Consider the following 18,942-nt stretch of genomic DNA (forward strand, 5'->3'; position numbering starts at 1 on the left):
TATAGTTAAAATTTAAATCGAAGAACAATGAAGAGACCTACAATTGACACCAGAGATATTGCTCGCGAACTGGCGAGAAAATACAGCACGATGACTCACGATGAGCTCGATGCGCTTGAGAGCATACTCGTTCCTCAGAAGTATGCAAAAGGGCAAATGATTATAAACGAAGGACAGGTGTGCGACAGCATATACTACATTGAGCGCGGGCTCATCAGACAGTTCTATTTCAAGAACGGCAAGCAGATAACCGAACATCTTGGCGAAGACCATACAATCTTCATGTGTATTGAAAGTTTGTTTCGCGAAGAGCCCACTAAACTCCAGGTCGAAGCTATTGAGCCCACAATCGTCTACGCCATTCCCAAACAGAAACTCGAACAGGTGGCGCTCCACAATGTGAATATTCAGATTCTATATAGAAAAATATTGGAAGAGAGCTTGATTATATCGCAGGTGCACGCCGACCTTGTTAGATTTGAAACTGCACAGGCTAGGTATAAACGTATGTGTAAACTCAATCCGCAGGTAATTCTGAGAGCGCCGCTGGTCTACATTGCCAGCTATCTGCAAATGACACCCGAAACACTGAGTCGCGTACGCGCAGCAATGTTGCTCGACTAATCGATTTCAAGTACTACTCTATATTTATTAACTGTCGGACTTACACGTCGTTGGGATAAACAAAAGCCTGACGACGATTTTTTTATAACCTCAACTACTTCTTAATACTCATCTCTTGCGTGAGTTCGGTTTAAGAATCTGCTTAAGCCTCCGCGGAGCCAATGGGTAATAAACAACGGATGCCAATTCGGCCGGTAGGCCGCATGTAGGGACAGACCCCGTGTCTGTCCGACAAAGGCACCCGCACCCCGATAGGTATTTCCAACGGCGAGAACGCTTCGCCAAAGGGCGACGAGTTAAATCCAACGGCGAGAACGCTTCGCCAAAGGGCGACGAGTTAAATCCAACGGCGGCAACGTTTCGCCAAAGGGCGACGAATCAAATCCAACGGCGGCAACGTTTCGCCAAAGGGCGACGAGCTAAATCCAATGGCGAGAACGCTTCGCCAAAGGGCGACGAGCTAAATCCAATGGCGAGAACGCTTCGCCAAAGGGCGACGAGTTAAATCCAACGGCGGGAACGTTTCGCCAAAGGGCGACGAGCCGAATCCAACGGCGGGAACGTTTCGCCAAAAGGCGACGAGTTAAATCCAACGGCGGCAAAGCTTCGCCAAAGGGCGAACGTGAGATACTCTTAAACCGAACCCACACATCCTTCGATATGGGGTGTAACCTAAACAAAGTCTGCCCGTTTTATTTGTTAGACCAAGTCTTATAAATCGGTTCAATTCGAACAAATCGTGAGATTGGAGGGTGGAAAACATATCGTTATGTTTTTCGTACTTTTGCGGTGAACTAAAATAAGGAATCGAATCATGATATTATCGATGACAGGCTACGGTAAATCTGTCGTGGCCTATAAGGAGAAGAAAATTCACGTAGAAATTAAATCGCTCAACAGTAAGGCGCTCGACCTTTCTGTGCGTATCACGCCAATATATCGAGAAAAAGAAATGGAAATTAGGCATCATCTGGCTAAAGAGCTCGAACGGGGGAAGGTCGACTTTTATATCTGGGTAGAGAAAGATGTCGCGAACGATGCTACACCAATAAATGCCGCACTGGTGGAAAATTATTATAACCAGATTAAAGAGATTTCGGCTAAGACGGGTATCGCTGAACCTGCAGATTGGTTCGGACTGTTGGTTAGAATGCCCGATGTGATGACACAACCCGAAATTGAAGAACTCAACGAAGACGAATGGCACATGGCTCAACAGGCTATAGATGAAGCGCTCGGACTGCTGAATGATTTCAGAAAACAAGAGGGCGAAGCATTGTTCAATAAGTTCAATGAGAAGATTAATAATATCGAGAATCTGCTGGCTTCAATTGCACCGTTTGAAGAACATCGCGTCGAGAAAATAAAAGAGCGAATCGAAGAGGGATTAAAACAACTCACTAGTGTTGATTACGACAGAAATCGTTTGGAACAGGAACTTATATACTATATCGAGAAGCTCGATATAAGCGAGGAAAAACAACGTCTGCTGAATCATCTGAAATATTTCCGCGAAACAATGCAGGAGGGAGCCCATGGAGTGGGCAAAAAACTCGGATTCATTGCCCAGGAAATGGGTCGGGAAATAAACACGACCGGTGCAAAAAGTAATCAGGCCGAGATGCAGAATATCGTTATCCGGATGAAAGACGAGCTTGAACAAATCAAGGAACAAGTGTTGAACGTAATGTGATTATGCAGCAGGGTAAATTGATTGTTTTTTCGGCGCCATCAGGTTCGGGTAAGAGTACACTCGTTGGTTGGTTGATGGCTGAACATCCGGAACTCAAACTAACATTCTCGGTGAGTTGCACAACTCGCGAACCACGAGGCAATGAAAAGAATGGAGTAGAATATATCTTCCTTTCTACCGAAGAATTCAAGGAGCGTATCGCGTCTGATGAATTCATAGAATACGAGGAGGTTTATGCCGGTCGTTTCTATGGAACATTGAAGACGCAGGTTGAGCGACAATTGTCGGCCGGTCAGAACGTGATATTCGATGTAGACGTTAAGGGCGGTTGTAACATCAAGAAGTTCTATGGTAACAGGGCACTCAGCATATTCATTCAACCGCCGTCGGTAAACGAACTCCGGCGCCGACTTGAACAGCGCGGAACCGATTCTGCAGAAGCAATTCAAAGTAGAATTGCAAAAGCAGAATACGAAATGACCTTTGCCGACCGGTTCGACACAGTGATAGTGAACGACGAACTTACGTTAGCTCAAGAAAAAGTCTATAAAACAGTGGTTAACTTCTTGAATCGTTGAAGCAGAATTCTATGGAAATCGGCATCTTCGGTGGCTCGTTCAATCCAATCCACAATGGCCATATCATCCTGGCCGAAACATTCTTGGAACAATGCTCGTTAGACGAAGTTTGGTTGATGGTAACACCTCAAAACCCATTCAAAACAAAAGCAGAACTACTCGACGACGACAAGCGTCTCGAACTCGGAAAGCAAGCCGTTGCCAATTACCCGAAGCTGAAAGTTTCTGATTATGAATTCCATCTTCCCAAACCATCTTACACATGGAACACACTGCAATCACTGAAAAAAGATTATCCACAAACAAATTTCACACTCTTGATTGGCGGCGACAACTGGGCGGCTTTTAATCGCTGGTCTCATGCAGCCGATATCCTTGCAAATTATCCCATAGCAATCTTTCCGCGACGAGGATATCCGTTAGATAAACAACTACTAAAAGCAGGACAACAAATTCTTCAAACACCACTACTGGACATCAGCAGTTCTGATATACGCAGACGAATCAAGCAAGGTGAATCCATCGACAAAATGATACCAGCCTGCATTCTGCAACAAGTAAGAAATCTCTATCTTTAGGTGATTCCCAAAGGCACTTAGGGAATCACCTTTCTGAAGGACCTCCCTTTTACCTTTCCTTTGCCAACGTTACATCGCACAAACATAATTTCTAACAACGCAAAAAGCAAACGATTATGAAACAGTTAATATTTACAATCGTTGCGTTCCTAACGTTTTCAATCTCGAGCAACGCAATGGGCTATCAGCAAGCACGCCTTCAAGCATTGTTTCTAACAGACAAAATGGCCTACGAGCTCAACCTAACTGAAGAGCAATATGAGGCTGCCTATGAAATCAACATGGATTATTTGATGAGTCTGAACACGGTCGATGATTTATACGGTGCCTATTGGACTTATCGGAATCTTGATTTTAGTTATATCCTTTTTGACTGGCAATATCGTGCATTTGTAAATACTTCATATTTCTATCGTCCCGTATGGATGAATAGAGGATATTGGAGTTTCGGAATATATGCCCGCTATCCACGTCGCGATTATTTCTACTTCGGCGAACCACGATTCTACACCGTCTATCGAGGTGGACACAGTTGGCAAATGAATGGTGGCAGAAGCTGGTATTATGAGCGTGATTTTGTAAGTCCACGCCAAGGCCGTGATTTCGGAATGCGCGACCAATTCGACCGTGGATACTATGGAGATGAATACCGTTTCAGTGGAGTTCGTGCACCACGCCGAGATTTCCAGAATGATCGTACCCGTTCTTTCGGCTCAACACCTAATCGTTATTATGGAGGAGGATATGCCCCTTCACGAGAAAGTTCCACACGCACCACGGTTGGACGTTATCCCGGAGTAATGCGTAATAATTCGTTTGAAGGTAGTCGCAGCTTTGGAAACGGAACTCCAAGTCGTTCATTCAACGAACCAAATCGTTCGTTCTCACCCTCACAAACACCTCGTTCGTCGTCTCAACTTCCGAGTCGTTCGTTCTCGCCCTCACAAGGAAGTAATTCTTTAAGCACTCCAAGTAGAACGTTCGGCAGCAGTCCAAGTCGTTCTTTCGGTAGTGGGACATTTAGCGGTCACAGATAAAAAGATATAATTGCAAACCTGAGATTTTTAAGACACGCCACACTATACTCGAAGTTCTTCATAAAGCATAAGATAATAAAAGGAATAAGATTGATTATTAGTACAAACTGAATCTACAATTTTAAAGAGTTAATAGATTTAGAGAGCGGAATTGCACGTGATGTGTAGTTCCGTTTCTTGTTATAGAGTATGGAGTTAAGGTGCTTATAGTTGCACATCTTTTTTTGATTTGTGCAGACAAATCAATACCTTTGCGCGTAGATAATTTAATTCACAATATGGAAAATATCCCAAGTTTTAATGAGTTGATTGAACGAAGCATTATAGAGCATTGGGATCTTGATGCTCTCACGGATTATAAAGGTAGAACGCTACAATATCATGACGTGGCACGAAAGATCGAAAAATTACATATTATGTTCGAGGCTAGTGGAGTGAAACAAGGTGACAAAATTGCCATTTGCGGGAGAAACTCTTCGATGTGGGCCGCAACATTCCTTGCGATATTGACTTATGGAGCTATTGCCGTGCCGATTCTTCATGAATTCACCGCTGAGCAAATACATAATATCGTTAATCATTCCGATGCGAAGCTGCTTTTCGCAGGCGATGTTGTAAGTACACAAATCGATGCAGCTCAAATGCCGAATATTGAAGGAATTATTTATCTGCCTGACCTATCACTCATCCTTAGCCGAACCGAAAAACTCACCTATACACGCGAACATCTCAACGAAATGTTCGGTCAAAAATACCCTAAGTATTTCCGAGCTGAACACGTACATTATTATCGCGAAAAAAATCCTGATGAACTCGCGCTCATCAACTACACCAGCGGCACAACTGGACATTCGAAAGGGGTTATGATTCCCTATCGTGCAATGTGGAGTAATGCCGATTTTGCGATGAACGTATTGGGCGACAAACTAAAGCCAGGCGACAATATTATCAGTATTCTCCCCATGGCCCACATGTATGGAATGGCATTCGAATTTATTTTCGAGTTCATCTGCGGTTTGCACATTTTCTATCTAACCCGAATTCCTTCACCGGCAATCATTGCACAAGCTCTGCAAGACGTGAAGCCTGCCATAATGATTGCTGTTCCACTGGTGATAGAGAAGATTATCCGAAAAAAAGTATTCCCTAAAATTCAGAATAATAAAATGAAGATTCTCCTCAACACCCCCGTAATCAACAAAAAAGTGCGCGAGAAGATTAAGGAACAGGTTTATGAAGCGTTCGGAGGTAATCTCTACGAAATCATAATTGGTGGTGCAGCCTTGAATGGTGAGGTTGAACATTTCCTAAAACAAATAGAATTTCCTTTCACCGTGGGTTATGGAGCCACCGAATGCGCGCCAATAATTTGCTATCGCGATTGGAAAACTTTCGTTCCAGGTTCTTGTGGACAAGCCGCATTACATCAAGAAGTTCGTATAGACAGTACCGACCCCGAGAACACTCCGGGTGAGATTCTCACCAAAGGACCTAATGTTTTGTTAGGATATTACAAAAATGATGAAGCCACCCAAACAGCCATTGACAGTAATGGATGGTTCCATACCGGTGACCTCGCAACTATGGATTCTGACGGTAATGTTTTCATTAAAGGTCGTTCAAAGAATATGCTTCTTGGTAGCAACGGACAGAACATTTATCCTGAGGAAATTGAAGACAAACTAAATTCGCTCACTCTAGTCTCTGAAGGATTAGTGATTCAGGAAGGTGAGAAACTCGTTGCCCTTGTTCATCCAGACTACGACGAAGCTAACATACTTGGGCTTAACACCGGCGACATTAGCGAGATTATGGAGCATAACCGCCAACAACTCAATGAAGAAATGCCTATTTATTCTAAAATTTCCGTTATCAGAATTCAGGAAGAAGAATTTGAAAAGACTCCGAAAAAATCAATCAAACGTTATTTGTATCAGAAGTAACTAGGCATCGAACTGAATATAAAGAGCGAGGAGTTATCAAAGTGATAACTCCTCGCTCTTTTGTAACTTTGCCAACAAATTTTCAAGGTTAGAATGACACAAGAACAAATACAGATTCAAACGCAAAAACAACAGCAATTACAACGACTCTCGCAACAACAATTACAAGTGGTTAGACTGCTGGAAATGCCACTTACCGAACTCGAAGAAAATGTGAATGCCGAACTTGATGACAATCCGGCTCTCGAAATTGGAATTGAAGATGAAAAAAACGGCTCCCAAGATTTTGAAACTGAAGAACACGAAGATTTCGACACACAACATGAACGCGAAGAAAGGCAAGATGCACTAGATACGGCATTGGAGAGAATGCGGTCGGACGATGATTTACCGGTTTATGACACTAGGCAGCACGACAATAATGCGGATTATGAAGAAATTGTGTACGGAGATACCACTTCATTCATAGACAAACTAAATGAACAGATAGGCGAACACCGCCTAACCAACCATCAAAGAAAAATAATGGAATATCTAATAGGAAGTCTTGACGATGACGGATTGCTCAGGAAGAAACTTGATGTCATAAGCGATGAACTCGCAATATATCACGGTATCGAGGCTTCCCCGAAGGAAATTGAGAACGTGTTGAAGATTCTTCAGGAGTTCGACCCTCCCGGAATCGGCGCACGATCGTTGCAGGAGTGTTTGCTGCTGCAAATTGAACGTAGAGTGCAAAATGGTGAATGGAAAGAGAATGATGAGATGTATAAGAATATTCGTCGCACCATTTCATCGTATTTCGAACTGTTCACAAGGAAACGTTGGGATAAGATAGGCTCTCTCCTCGGACTCTCTAACGATGGAACAGCCCGGCTAGAAACCGAAATCAGAAAACTGAATCCGAAGCCGGGCTCATCGATGGGCGAAACGCAGGGACGTAATGTTCAGCAAATAACTCCCGACTTCATTGTTGAGACCGACGACAACGGTAACATAACATTCACACTCAATAATGGAAATCTGCCTGAATTACATGTGTCGACAGCTTTTGCCGAGATGCTTACAGCTTATCGCGATAACAAGCAAAGTATGAGTCGGCAGGCGAAGGAGGCATTGCTCTATATAAAGGAAAAGGTCGATAAGGCACAAGGATTTATCGATGCAGTAAAGCAACGTCGCGAAACACTTCGTATAACTATGCAGGCCATCATCGAAATTCAGCGAAAATTTTTCCAGGATGGTGATGAGGCCGATCTCAAACCTATGATTTTGAAAGATATTGCTGATATTACTGGGCTTGATATATCAACCATTTCGCGAGTGAGCAATATCAAATATGCTCAAACACGCTGGGGAACTTTTCCGCTTAGATTTTTCTTTACCGACAGCTATACAACCGACGAAGGCGAGGAAATGTCGACTCGTAAAATTAAGATGACGCTCAAAGAAGTAATTACCCTAGAAGATAAAAGCAATCCGCTAAGCGACGAAGCACTAGCAAAAATCATGAAACAAAAAGGTTTTCCAATTGCCCGTAGAACAGTAGCCAAATATCGTGAACAACTCGGATTGCCTATTGCTAGACTACGCCGTTAAAAAAGCCATCATAAAGAAATAATGACCGAAAAGAATATCATTCTCGCAGCCCGAGTGGCTAGTATGCTTATCACACCTTTTTACTTACCAGTTATGGGTGTGATTGCTGTTTTTATATTCAGTTATCTGAATATGTTTCCGTGGCAAACCAAACTGTCGCTCGTTTTGATGGTTTACCTTTTTACGGTTCTCATTCCTACACTTCTCATCCATATTTATAGGACATACCATGGCTGGACTCTCATTCAACTCGGACAACGTGAACGACGAATGGTGCCCTATGTGATGTCGATTATGTGTTATCTGACGTGTTTCTATATAATGAACAGACTGCACCTACCCCATCTTCTTACTTCGATTCTAATGGTAGCCCTCGTGATTCAAATTCTGTGTGCGGTGATAAATGTGTGGTGGAAAATTTCGACTCACACGGCGGCTGTCGGCGGTGTAGTGGGTTCCTTACTAGCTTTTTCGATACTGCTGAATTTTAATCCAATTTGGTGGCTATGCCTAACCATTGTGGTATCGGGAGTGGTTGGGTCGAGCAGAATAATTTTACGTCAGCACAGTCAAACACAGGTCACATGCGGCTTATTACTAGGACTGGTTAGTTCTTTTATTACGATTATTCTCATTTAAAATATCAATATCAATGAAACCTTTAGTTAGTATAATCATGGGGTCGACAAGCGACTTACCCGTGATGGAAAAAGCCTGTAAATGGCTAGAAGAACAAGAAATCCCGTTCGAAATGAATGCTCTCTCTGCGCACCGTACTCCAGAGGCTGTGGAGCAATTCGCTCACGAAGCCGAACACCGCGGAGTTAAAGTGATTATTGCCGGTGCCGGAATGGCTGCTGCTCTGCCAGGAGTGATAGCCGCATCTACATCGTTGCCGGTTATCGGAGTACCAATAAAAGGAATGCTCGACGGCTTGGACTCTCTGCTATCGATTGTTCAGATGCCACCCGGAATTCCGGTGGCCACGGTTGGTGTGAACGGTGCACAAAATGCTGCCATACTGGCTGCCGAGATGATATCTTTAGGTGATGAACAGATTACCCAGAAGGTGAAGATTTGGAAATCGTCTCTCGGTTTGAAAATAGAACAAGCAAATAAGGAACTTGCCGGAATAAGCGACTATAAATTCAAATGTTGAGCTTTATTGGTGTCGGGTTTGCAAAATGCATCGTTCCGGAAAAAGCAAGGTTTAGGTTATGCAAGTTTACTGCTAAGAAATGAATGATTTTATGAACGTAATTGCTGGAACACAGCGTTCCGAGGTTTCCAAAAACAGCATTCGAACTACCAAACTGACAGCCAACATAAGTTCTCTTATCCAAAACCAGTATATAAGAACAGACTTCAATGACCCGTAATAATAATAAACAGGCACCCAATTAAAATTCTAGAAAAGATTAGTGCAAGTAGAAAGTTTAGCTACTTTTGCGCCCTTAAGAAATGTTATACTGATTGTTATGCAAGAAAATTTAGTGATTGTCGAGAGTCCGGCGAAAGCCAAAACCATCGAAAAATTCCTGGGAAAAGATTATAAAGTGATGTCGTCATACGGACACATTCGCGACTTGAAAAAAAAAGAACTTAGCATAGATGTCGACACCCTAATGCCCGACTACGAGGTGCCTGACGAAAAGAAAAAAGTCGTCAGCGAACTGAAGAAAAATGCAAAAACCGCAAAAAAAGTCTGGCTCGCATCCGATGAAGACCGCGAAGGAGAAGCCATAAGCTGGCATTTGTGCGAAGTACTCGAACTCGACGAAAAAAACACAAATCGTATAGTCTTTCACGAAATAACCAAACCTGCAATCCTCGAAGCCATCGAACACCCACGCCACCTAAACATGAATCTTGTCAACGCACAACAAGCACGCCGGGTTCTCGATCGCTTGGTAGGTTTCAAACTCTCGCCGGTACTATGGCGTAAAGTCAAACCAGCCCTCAGTGCAGGTCGTGTGCAAAGCGTAGCCGTAAGACTAATCGTTGAACGCGAGCGCGAAATACAAAACTTTAAATCAGAGGCATATTACAGGGTTAATGCAGTGTTCGTAATTGAAAATCAAGATAGTACAAAGAGTGAAATACATGCAGAACTGAACAAACGCTTCTCAAATAATGAAGAAGCATTGGCATTTTTGGAACAATGCAAAAACGGGCATTTCATCGTTTCGTCAATTACCAAAAAACCGTTGAAACGCACCCCTGCTCCACCATTCACAACCTCAACCCTGCAACAGGAAGCAGCTCGTAAACTGGGATTTACCGTAGCCCAAACCATGATGGTTGCCCAACGCCTCTACGAAGCCGGTCGAATAACCTATATGCGAACAGATAGTGTGAATCTTTCAGGCTTAGCCATAAACACGAGCAAGGAAGAAATTACCCGACTCTATGGAGAGAATTATAGTAAAGTACGACAATATCATACCAATAGTAAAGGTGCTCAGGAAGCACACGAAGCCATTCGTCCCACCTATATGAAAACAACCGCGATAGAAGGAACCAATCAGGAAAAACGTCTCTATGACTTGATTTGGAAACGCACAGCCGCATCGCAGATGGTTGACGCACAGATTGAAAAAACAACCGTTAGCATCAGCATAACTCCCGAATCAGAGAAGAACGCCCTAAAAGATTTGCAGTTCATCGTCGTAGGTGAAACGATGGTTTTCGACGGATTCCTAAAAGTCTATCGCGAATCGAAAGACGACGACGAACAGGACGAAGAAGAATCGCACATCCTACCCTCGATGCACGAAGGAGAAGAACTAGAACGTCACAAAATCGTTTCGACTGAACGCCATTCAATGGGACCAAACCGATACACAGAAGCTAGCTTGGTACATAAGCTAGAAGAATTGGGAATCGGACGCCCATCGACCTATGCTCCTACCATATCGACAATTCAACAACGGGGATATGTTCAGAAAGGCGATAAAGAAGGAACGAAACGGGAGTATGTTGTAGACACGCTTCAAGATTCACAAATCAATTCATGCATCAAAACAGAAATGGCTGGGGCCGATAAAGGCAAACTAATCCCCACTGATATCGGAATAGTCGTAACTGATTTCCTACTCGGGCACTTCCCAAATATTATGGACTATAATTTCACGGCGAAAATAGAGCAGGATTTCGATAAGATTTCTGAAGGTAAGGCCGAATGGCATAAAGAAATGCTGAGTTTCTATAAAAACTTCGCACCCGAAGTTGATTCGGTTATGAATACCCGTTCAGAACATAAGGCAGGCGAGCGTCAATTAGGAATAGATCCTAAAACAAATAAACCAGTGTTCGTGAAAATAGGTCGCTATGGTCCTGTTATTCAAATAGGCACAGCTGACGACGAGGAAAAGCCCCGCTTTTCGCAAATTCCTTCAAGCAAAAGCATGGAAACCATAACATTAGAAGAAGCCCTCGAGCTTTTCAAACTACCCAGAACAGTTGGACAGTTTGAAGGAGCAGATATAATTATTGGAACCGGTCGTTTCGGTCCTTATGTGTTGCACGACAAAAAATATGTTTCGATTCCTAAAGAAGAAGACCCGTTCACAATTTCGCTAAACACAGCTATTCATTTAATCCAGAATAAACGTGCTCTGGAGGCTCAACGTCACATCAAAAAATTCGAAGAAGATGAAAATATGGAGGTGATGAACGGCAAATATGGACCATATATTTTACACAACGGTAAGAACTATCGCATCCCAAAGAATTTTCATGAAAAAGCATCCGAACTCACCTACGAACAATGCGTGGATATCGTAAAGAATGCCCCCGAACCTAAGCCAAGAAGAGGAAAGAAACAATAAACATAAATATTCCAAACATCATGATAAAAGCCACAGAAACCGAAGTAACTAGAGTAATCATCATCGGCTATATGGGTTCCGGAAAAACAACTGTAGGAATAGAACTGGCAAAACGGGTAGGTTTTGCATTCTACGATTTAGATTGGTATATCGAAAGTCGTATGCGAAAAACTGTCAAACAACTGTTCGACGAACGAGGCGAAGAAGGATTTCGCACCATAGAACACAATATGCTACACGAAGTTGCAGAGTTCGAGAACGTGGTTGTTTCATGCGGTGGTGGAACACCTTGCTTTTATGATAATATGGATTATCTCAACAATCAGGGCAAAACAGTTTATCTGAAAGCTGAGCCTAAAGTCCTTCTCAGACATCTCAAAATGGGTAAGAGTATAAGACCATTGATCTTAGATAAGAGCGAGCAAGAAATGAAAGAATTTATCGTTGAACAACTCACAAATCGTACACCTTTCTATGAAAAGGCACAGTACATTCTTGACGTAAGCCTATTGGACAACTACGAAAAAATTCAAACTTCGGTTGAGCAGATACATAGCTTGCTTTTCTGTAAAGCCGACAAACACGACAATTAAATAAAACACTCGTATCTAATGAAGAAATGGACAATAGAAGATTCGAAAGAACTATATAATATAAGCGGCTGGGGAACATCCTATTTCGGAATCAATTCGAAAGGTGATATCTATGTCACACCATGCAAAAACAACACTGAAATTGATCTCCGCGATATCATGGATGAACTTATCCTCCGCGACGTAACTCCTCCAGTATTGTTGCGTTTCCCGGACATTCTAGACAGTCGCATTGAAAAAACATCATATTGTTTTGAGAAGGCCAAACAGAAGTATGATTATAAAGGTGAGAACTTCATCATCTATCCCATAAAGGTGAACCAGATGCAACCGGTCGTGGAGGAGATTATTTCGCACGGTCGCAAATTCAACCTCGGATTGGAGGCCGGTTCAAAGCCAGAACTTCACGCCGTCATTGCTGTGCAGTGTCAAAGCGATTCTCTAATAATCTGCAATGGATATAAAGACCAAAGCTATATTGAGCTTGCTTTGTTGGCCCAAAAGATGGGGAAACGCATCTTTATTGTCGTTGAAAAGCTCAACGAAATAGATATCATAGCGCAAGCTGCAAAAAAGCTCAACGTCAAGCCGAATCTCGGAATCAGAATCAAACTCGCTTCAAGTGGCTCGGGTAAATGGGCTGAAAGTGGAGGTGATGCTTCGAAATTCGGACTAACCTCCTCAGAACTTCTGCAAGCCTTGACCACTCTCGACGAAAAAGGTTTGCACGATAGTCTGCGACTTATTCATTTCCATATTGGCTCACAAATAACCAAGATACGTCGCATTCAAACTGCGCTTACAGAAGCAGCACAATATTATGTCAATCTCCGAAAAATGGGATATAATGTTGATTTCGTTGATTGTGGTGGTGGATTAGGAGTCGACTATGACGGGACACGCTCATCAAACAGTGGAAGCTCTGTAAACTATAGTATCCAGGAGTATGTGAACGATTGTGTATATGCATTCGTCGATGCTGCAAATAAAAGTGAAATAGAACATCCAAATATCATCACCGAAAGCGGAAGAAGCTTAGCTGCACACCATTCAGTGCTTATCATAGACGTGTTGGAAACAGCCTCTCTACCCGAAATGCCTGAAGAATTTGAAGCAAAAGAATCCGACCATCAATTAGTACGTGACCTATACGATATTTGGGACAATATTGACTCACGAAACATGCTTGAAGATTGGCACGATGCAGAACAGATCCGTGAAGAAGCACTCGAACTTTTCTCACATGGAATGGTAGACCTTAAAACTAGGGCCGAAATAGAAGCGATGTACTGGAGCGTTTGTCATGAAATCAATAACATCGCAAAGAACATGAAACATGTCCCAGAAGAGCTTCGTAATCTCGATAAACTATTAGCAGATAAATATTTCTGTAACTTCTCGCTCTTCCAATCTCTGCCCGACAGTTGGGCTATAGACCAACTGTTTCCTGTTATGCCAATCCAAAGACTAAACGAATGCCCTTCGAGAAATGCAACCCTACAAGACATTACCTGCGATAGTGACGGGAAAATAACCAACTTTGTTACCGGTAATCGTATTGGACACGTCTTACCCGTACATCCACTAAAACGCACGGAACCATATTACCTCGGAGTATTCCTCATCGGAGCCTACCAGGAAATACTCGGCGACATGCATAATCTTTTCGGCGACACAAATGCAGTACATGTTTCTGTGAAAGATGGTTCTTATCACATAGATCAAATATTCGATGGTGAAACTGTAGAAGAAGTGTTGGAATACGTACAGTATAACCCCAAAAAACTAGTTCGCCAACTAGAAATATGGGTTACAAAAAGCGTCAAACAGGGCAGAATATCACTCGAAGAAGGAAAAGAATTCCTCAGCAACTATCGTAGCGGATTATACGGATATACCTACCTCGAATAATATACAACATTCTAAAATAAAGTTAAAACACATCTTGCTTGTAACAATATCCCTATCAAAATCGTCATTGAAATAGAGAGAATGAACAAGATAAGTTTCCGAAACGATATACTGCCAATGAAGAATCAGCTCTTTAGATTGGCTTTCCGTATAACTCTCGATAGTGCAGAAGCAGAAGACATCGTGCAAGATACACTGATAAAGGTTTGGAATAAACACACCGACTGGGAAACAATAGAATCGATCGAAGCATTCAGTTTGAAAATATGCCATAATCTAGCACTCGATCGAAGCAAACTCAGAGACAACAACAATAACTCCCTTGAGGATGTGAACATAGATGAACCGCAAACCTCATATACTCCGCAAGACAGAATGATTCAGCGGGATAAAGTTCGGCTCATAAAAGAAATCGTCGACTCACTTCCAGAAAAACAACGTAGTTGCATGCAACTACGCGATTTTGAGGGGAAACAATATAAAGAAATCGCTGCTATTCTTGATATAACGGAAGAACAAGTCAAAGTGAATATATTCCGAGCACGTCAAACTGTAAAGCAGAAATACAAGAAAATAGAAGATTATGGATTATAAGTATATAGAGCAATTGCTGGAGCGTTATTGGCACTGCGAAACCTCACTTCAAGAAGAGAAAATCCTACGTACATTCTTCTCACAAAAGAATGTTCCTGTAGGTTTGGTATCTTATAAAGATTTATTCATTTACGAACATTCCGAGAAAGATACTGTCAAATTAAACGACGATTTTGACAAAAAAATCCTGTCCATTATTAATGAAAAACCGGTCAAAGCATGCATTATCACAATACACCAACGCTTCATGCCCCTCTTTAAAGCCGCAGCTATTGTAGCAATAATACTGACACTCGGCAACGCAATACAGAATGCATTCACAGAAAACACAACACAGAACGTTTCAAACACAGCTAGAATAAATAAAACTCAAGAAGGCCCATCGGTTGCAAAGGCCGACTCTACAAAAACCGACTCTCTGCAACACAATACTCCGGCAGAGGCTCCAATCATCAAATAGAAATTTTATGCTTTCTCTATAAACAATTCGTGTTTAATAAAACAACCAGAACCGACATCCTTAAAAAAGATGTCGGTTCTTATTTTAAGACGACTACTAATGCGAATATTTATATGTAATAAATGACTAAACTTTAGAAAAAAGGTACCGTCGGATTTCTAAACTTAAAATAAGGAGATACAACGAGAACATAATATGCTTACAGGCACTTATTGTTACTTTTGCATGCAATATTTTACTCAATAACATAATATGAAACGATTCATCATTGTAACTATGACTTTATTGACTACAAGCAGTGCCGTATTATCAGCACATAAGGGCTCAGAAACAACCATAAAATTGATAGCAACATCGGATGTTCATGGCGCTTTCTTTGCATATGATTTCCTGGCTAAACAACCAGCAAAAGGTTCGATGGCCAGAGTGATGACATTTGTAAACAACGTAAGAAATAAGATTGGCAACGATGCAGTATGCCTACTCGATAATGGAGACATTCTTCAGGGACAACCCATATCATATTATTATAACTATGTACAAACCAACCGAGATAATATCGCAGCTGAAGTACTGAATTTCATGAAGTACGACGCTGCAACCATCGGTAATCACGACCTTGAAACGGGGCATGCTGTCTATGATAAATGGAAAAATGAACTTACCTGCCCGTTGCTCGGAGCTAACGTTATCAACACAAGAAGCGGTCGGCCCTATTTTCTTCCCTATACAACGATTGTGAAGAGAAATGGCGTGCGCATAAGCATCATCGGAATGCTCACACCCGCAATTCCTAATTGGCTTGAGGAAGAACTTTGGAGCGGTATAAGCTTCGAGGAAATCGTGTCGTGTGCACAACGAACAATTGATGAGGTAAAGAAAAAAGAGCACCCCGATATAATCGTAGGACTCTTTCATTCGGGATGGAACGGAGGAATCAAAACTGAAACCTACGACGAGGATGCAGCTGAACAGGTGGCGAAACAAGTACAGGGATTCGACGTAATTTTCTTCGGGCACGACCACACAATACACAACTCAGTAGTGAAACACGAAGACGGGCGAACGGTATTGTGTCTCAATCCGGCTAATAATGCTATGCGAGTTGCGCTGGCAACAGTTAGATTGGTGAAACGAAAAGGGAGGTTTGAGATAAAGGAAAAGTCTGGCGAACTAGTTGATGTTCGGAAACTGGAACCCGACAGTGTGTTCGAAGAACATTTCAAAAACGAAATCAACGAGGTAAAAGCATGGTCTGCCGAGGAAATCGGTCGTTTCAAAGAAACAATATCAAGCAAAGATTGCTATTTCGGCAGTTCGGCTTTCAACGACCTTATTCTTCAACTCGAGCTCGACATCACACATTCCGATATTGCTTTCAATGCGCCGTTGCAGTTCAATACGGAAATAAAAGCCGGTCCGATAACGATTGCCGACATGTTCAAGCTCTACAAATATGAAAACGGACTCTATGTGATGCGGCTAACTGGACGCGAAATAAAGCAATATCTCGAAATGAGCTATGCTCTGTGGACTAACACTATGCGTAGCGCCGACGACCACTTATTGCTTCTGGCTAATACAAAGAACGATTCACAACGAGCCGGATTCAAGAATCTGGCATTCAACTTCGACTCGGCTGCCGGAATAGATTATGAAGTCGATGTAACCAAACCCAACGGCAAGAAGGTAAGAATAATACGAATGAGCAGCGGCGAACCGTTCGACGAAAATAAGTTCTACAATGTCGCTATAAACAGCTATCGCGGTAACGGTGGTGGCGAACTCCTAACTAAAGGAGCCGGTATTGCTCACGATGCACTCAAAGGACGAATAGTTTGGAAAAGTGAGCGCGACCAGCGGTACTATCTAATCGAAGAAATCAAGAAAGCCGGCGAGATGAATCCGAAACCGCTAGGCAACTGGAAATTCGTACCCGAGAAGTGGACAATTCCGGCTGCACTTCGCGACCGTAAACTGCTTTTCGGCGACAACGATAGTACCTTTCAGAAAAACGATAGTACCTTTCACCAAAAACGATAGTACCTTTTACCAAAAACGATAGTACTTTTTGCCCAAAACGATAGTACTTTTTGCCCAAAACGATAGTACCTTTTTCTGAAAACGATAGTACCTTTCATCAGAAACGATATTACCTTTCATCGAAAACGAAATAACAAACCCTTATACAACACATAATGAGACTCTTAGAAAAAGCTTTAGGATTCGACCCTAAAAGCATGAAACTACGCACCGAACTTATTGCGGGCGCAACAACCTTTCTAACCATGAGCTACATTCTAGCCGTGAATCCTTCAATCTTATCGTTTACCGGAATGGACAAAGGCGCGCTATTCACAGCCACAGCTCTATCTGCAGCAATTGCAACTCTACTACTGGCTTTCATGGCCAAACTTCCTTTTGCGCAGGCACCGTCAATGGGATTGAACGCATTCTTCGCATACACGCTTTGTCAGGCAATGGGCTTCACGTGGCAACATTCGCTCGCTATAATGTTCATCGAGGGAGTTGTGTTCATCATCATAACCTTCTTCAACGTCAGGGAAATAATTCTCGACTCCATCCCAGCCAATCTACGCTATGCCATATCGGCCGGAATAGGAATGTTCATCGCTTTCATCGGACTGAAGAATGCCGGTATAATCGTAGCTAATGAAGGAACGTTCGTTGGTCTTGGTGCGTTCACAGGCCCATGTCTGCTTGGTATACTGGCAATATTGCTCAGCGGAATCCTCATGGCACATAACGTTAAGGGCGCACTTTTCTGGAGCATAATCGTAGCCACGCTTGCAGGTATACCAATGGGCGTAACACAGCTCCCTAACTCGTGGATACCGGTTTCGATTCCGCAAAACTTGTCGCCCATATTCGCCAAGTTCGATTTCAGCGGACTGCTTAATCTCAAAACCGTTCTGGTAGTGTTTTCGCTGCTAATCATCAATATTTTCGATACCATTGGTACACTTATGGGATTGGCCGACAAAACCGGTATCGTGCAACCTGATGGAACCATCCCGCGAGTGAAAGAAGCCATGATGAGCGATGCCATAGGAACAACCTGTGGTGCGGTGCTGGGCAGCTCAACCCTGACAACCTATGTTGAAAGCGCTAGCGGAATAGCCGAAGGTGGACGGTCGGGCGTAACGGCATTCGTTGTCGGTGTGTTTTTCATCATTTCGCTATTTCTATCGCCCATCTTCCTTCTTATTCCAAGTTCGGCAACAAGCGGAGCACTAGTGATGGTTGGTGTGCTGATGCTTGACTCGGTAAAGAAACTCGACCTGGAAAATATCACCGAATCGTTCCCAGCGTTCATAACCATGATAACTATGGTGCTATGCTATTCGATAGCTGACGGAATATGCCTAGGTATCCTCTCCTATGTAATAATGAAGCTCTGTACCGGAAAAATTAAAAGCCTCAATTGGACACTCTGTATACTATCCATACTTTTCATTCTGAACTTCATCTTCGGCTAAAA

At 42.6% G+C, this 18,942-nt stretch carries 16 protein-coding genes; all 16 read left to right on the forward strand.

Translation table 11 applies throughout. The features are described from left to right. Positions 1-27: 27 nt before the first annotated feature. The 16 genes from HMPREF9140_RS04205 (at position 28) to HMPREF9140_RS04280 (ending at position 18,940) form a co-directional block, all read left to right on the forward strand. A complete protein-coding gene (locus HMPREF9140_RS04205; protein WP_006951992.1) occupies positions 28-624 on the forward strand; it encodes a Crp/Fnr family transcriptional regulator in 597 nt (198 codons plus the stop codon). 814 nt (positions 625-1,438) lie between these two features. Then, positions 1,439-2,317 (forward strand): YicC/YloC family endoribonuclease, encoded by an 879-nt coding sequence (locus HMPREF9140_RS04210; RefSeq protein ID WP_006951993.1) that lies wholly within the window; start codon positions 1,439-1,441, stop codon positions 2,315-2,317. A gap of 2 nt (positions 2,318-2,319) precedes the next feature. After that, entirely contained in the window at positions 2,320-2,895 is a 576-nt protein-coding gene (gene gmk / locus HMPREF9140_RS04215; RefSeq protein ID WP_006951994.1) for a guanylate kinase, read from the forward strand. 11 nt (positions 2,896-2,906) lie between these two features. Continuing rightward, positions 2,907-3,473, forward strand: a complete 567-nt coding sequence (nadD, locus tag HMPREF9140_RS04220; protein ID WP_006951995.1) for a nicotinate (nicotinamide) nucleotide adenylyltransferase — start codon at positions 2,907-2,909, stop codon at positions 3,471-3,473. Between the two features lie 116 nt (positions 3,474-3,589). Further along, positions 3,590-4,510: a hypothetical protein gene (locus HMPREF9140_RS04225; protein WP_006951999.1), complete on the forward strand. Its 921-nt coding sequence runs from the start codon at positions 3,590-3,592 to the stop codon at positions 4,508-4,510. 278 nt (positions 4,511-4,788) lie between these two features. Then, positions 4,789-6,453, forward strand: coding sequence for an AMP-binding protein (locus HMPREF9140_RS04230; RefSeq protein ID WP_006952000.1), 1,665 nt, complete (start codon positions 4,789-4,791; stop codon positions 6,451-6,453). A gap of 93 nt (positions 6,454-6,546) precedes the next feature. Further along, positions 6,547-8,052, forward strand: a complete 1,506-nt coding sequence (rpoN, locus tag HMPREF9140_RS04235) for an RNA polymerase factor sigma-54 (RefSeq protein WP_006952001.1) — start codon at positions 6,547-6,549, stop codon at positions 8,050-8,052. A gap of 21 nt (positions 8,053-8,073) precedes the next feature. Continuing rightward, positions 8,074-8,691 carry a phosphatase PAP2 family protein gene (locus tag HMPREF9140_RS04240; RefSeq protein WP_006952002.1) on the forward strand — a complete coding sequence of 206 codons (618 nt, stop codon included), beginning with the start codon at positions 8,074-8,076 and terminating at the stop codon, positions 8,689-8,691. A 13-nt stretch (positions 8,692-8,704) separates the two neighbouring features. After that, positions 8,705-9,211: a 5-(carboxyamino)imidazole ribonucleotide mutase gene (purE, locus tag HMPREF9140_RS04245; RefSeq protein WP_006952003.1), complete on the forward strand. Its 507-nt coding sequence runs from the start codon at positions 8,705-8,707 to the stop codon at positions 9,209-9,211. 319 nt (positions 9,212-9,530) lie between these two features. Continuing rightward, positions 9,531-11,882, forward strand: coding sequence for a type I DNA topoisomerase (topA, locus tag HMPREF9140_RS04250; RefSeq protein WP_018572256.1), 2,352 nt, complete (start codon positions 9,531-9,533; stop codon positions 11,880-11,882). 20 nt (positions 11,883-11,902) lie between these two features. Next, positions 11,903-12,475, forward strand: a complete 573-nt coding sequence (locus HMPREF9140_RS04255; RefSeq protein ID WP_006952006.1) for a shikimate kinase — start codon at positions 11,903-11,905, stop codon at positions 12,473-12,475. An 18-nt stretch (positions 12,476-12,493) separates the two neighbouring features. After that, a complete protein-coding gene (speA, locus tag HMPREF9140_RS04260) occupies positions 12,494-14,386 on the forward strand; it encodes a biosynthetic arginine decarboxylase (protein WP_006952007.1) in 1,893 nt (630 codons plus the stop codon). Positions 14,387-14,467: 81 nt separating this feature from the next. After that, on the forward strand, positions 14,468-14,980 hold the full coding sequence (locus HMPREF9140_RS04265; RefSeq protein ID WP_006952008.1) for an RNA polymerase sigma factor: 513 nt from the start codon (positions 14,468-14,470) through the stop codon (positions 14,978-14,980). Further along, positions 14,970-15,440: a hypothetical protein gene (locus HMPREF9140_RS04270; protein WP_006952009.1), complete on the forward strand. Its 471-nt coding sequence runs from the start codon at positions 14,970-14,972 to the stop codon at positions 15,438-15,440. Before HMPREF9140_RS04265 ends, HMPREF9140_RS04270 begins: the two co-directional genes overlap by 11 nt. A 252-nt stretch (positions 15,441-15,692) precedes the next feature. Then, positions 15,693-17,483 (forward strand): bifunctional metallophosphatase/5'-nucleotidase, encoded by a 1,791-nt coding sequence (locus HMPREF9140_RS04275; protein WP_006952010.1) that lies wholly within the window; start codon positions 15,693-15,695, stop codon positions 17,481-17,483. A gap of 155 nt (positions 17,484-17,638) precedes the next feature. Beyond that, positions 17,639-18,940 (forward strand): NCS2 family permease, encoded by a 1,302-nt coding sequence (locus HMPREF9140_RS04280; RefSeq protein WP_006952011.1) that lies wholly within the window; start codon positions 17,639-17,641, stop codon positions 18,938-18,940. Positions 18,941-18,942: the final 2 nt, after the last annotated feature.

The organism is Prevotella micans F0438 (assembly GCF_000243035.1).
GTDB classification, from domain to species: Bacteria; Bacteroidota; Bacteroidia; order Bacteroidales; family Bacteroidaceae; genus Prevotella; species Prevotella micans.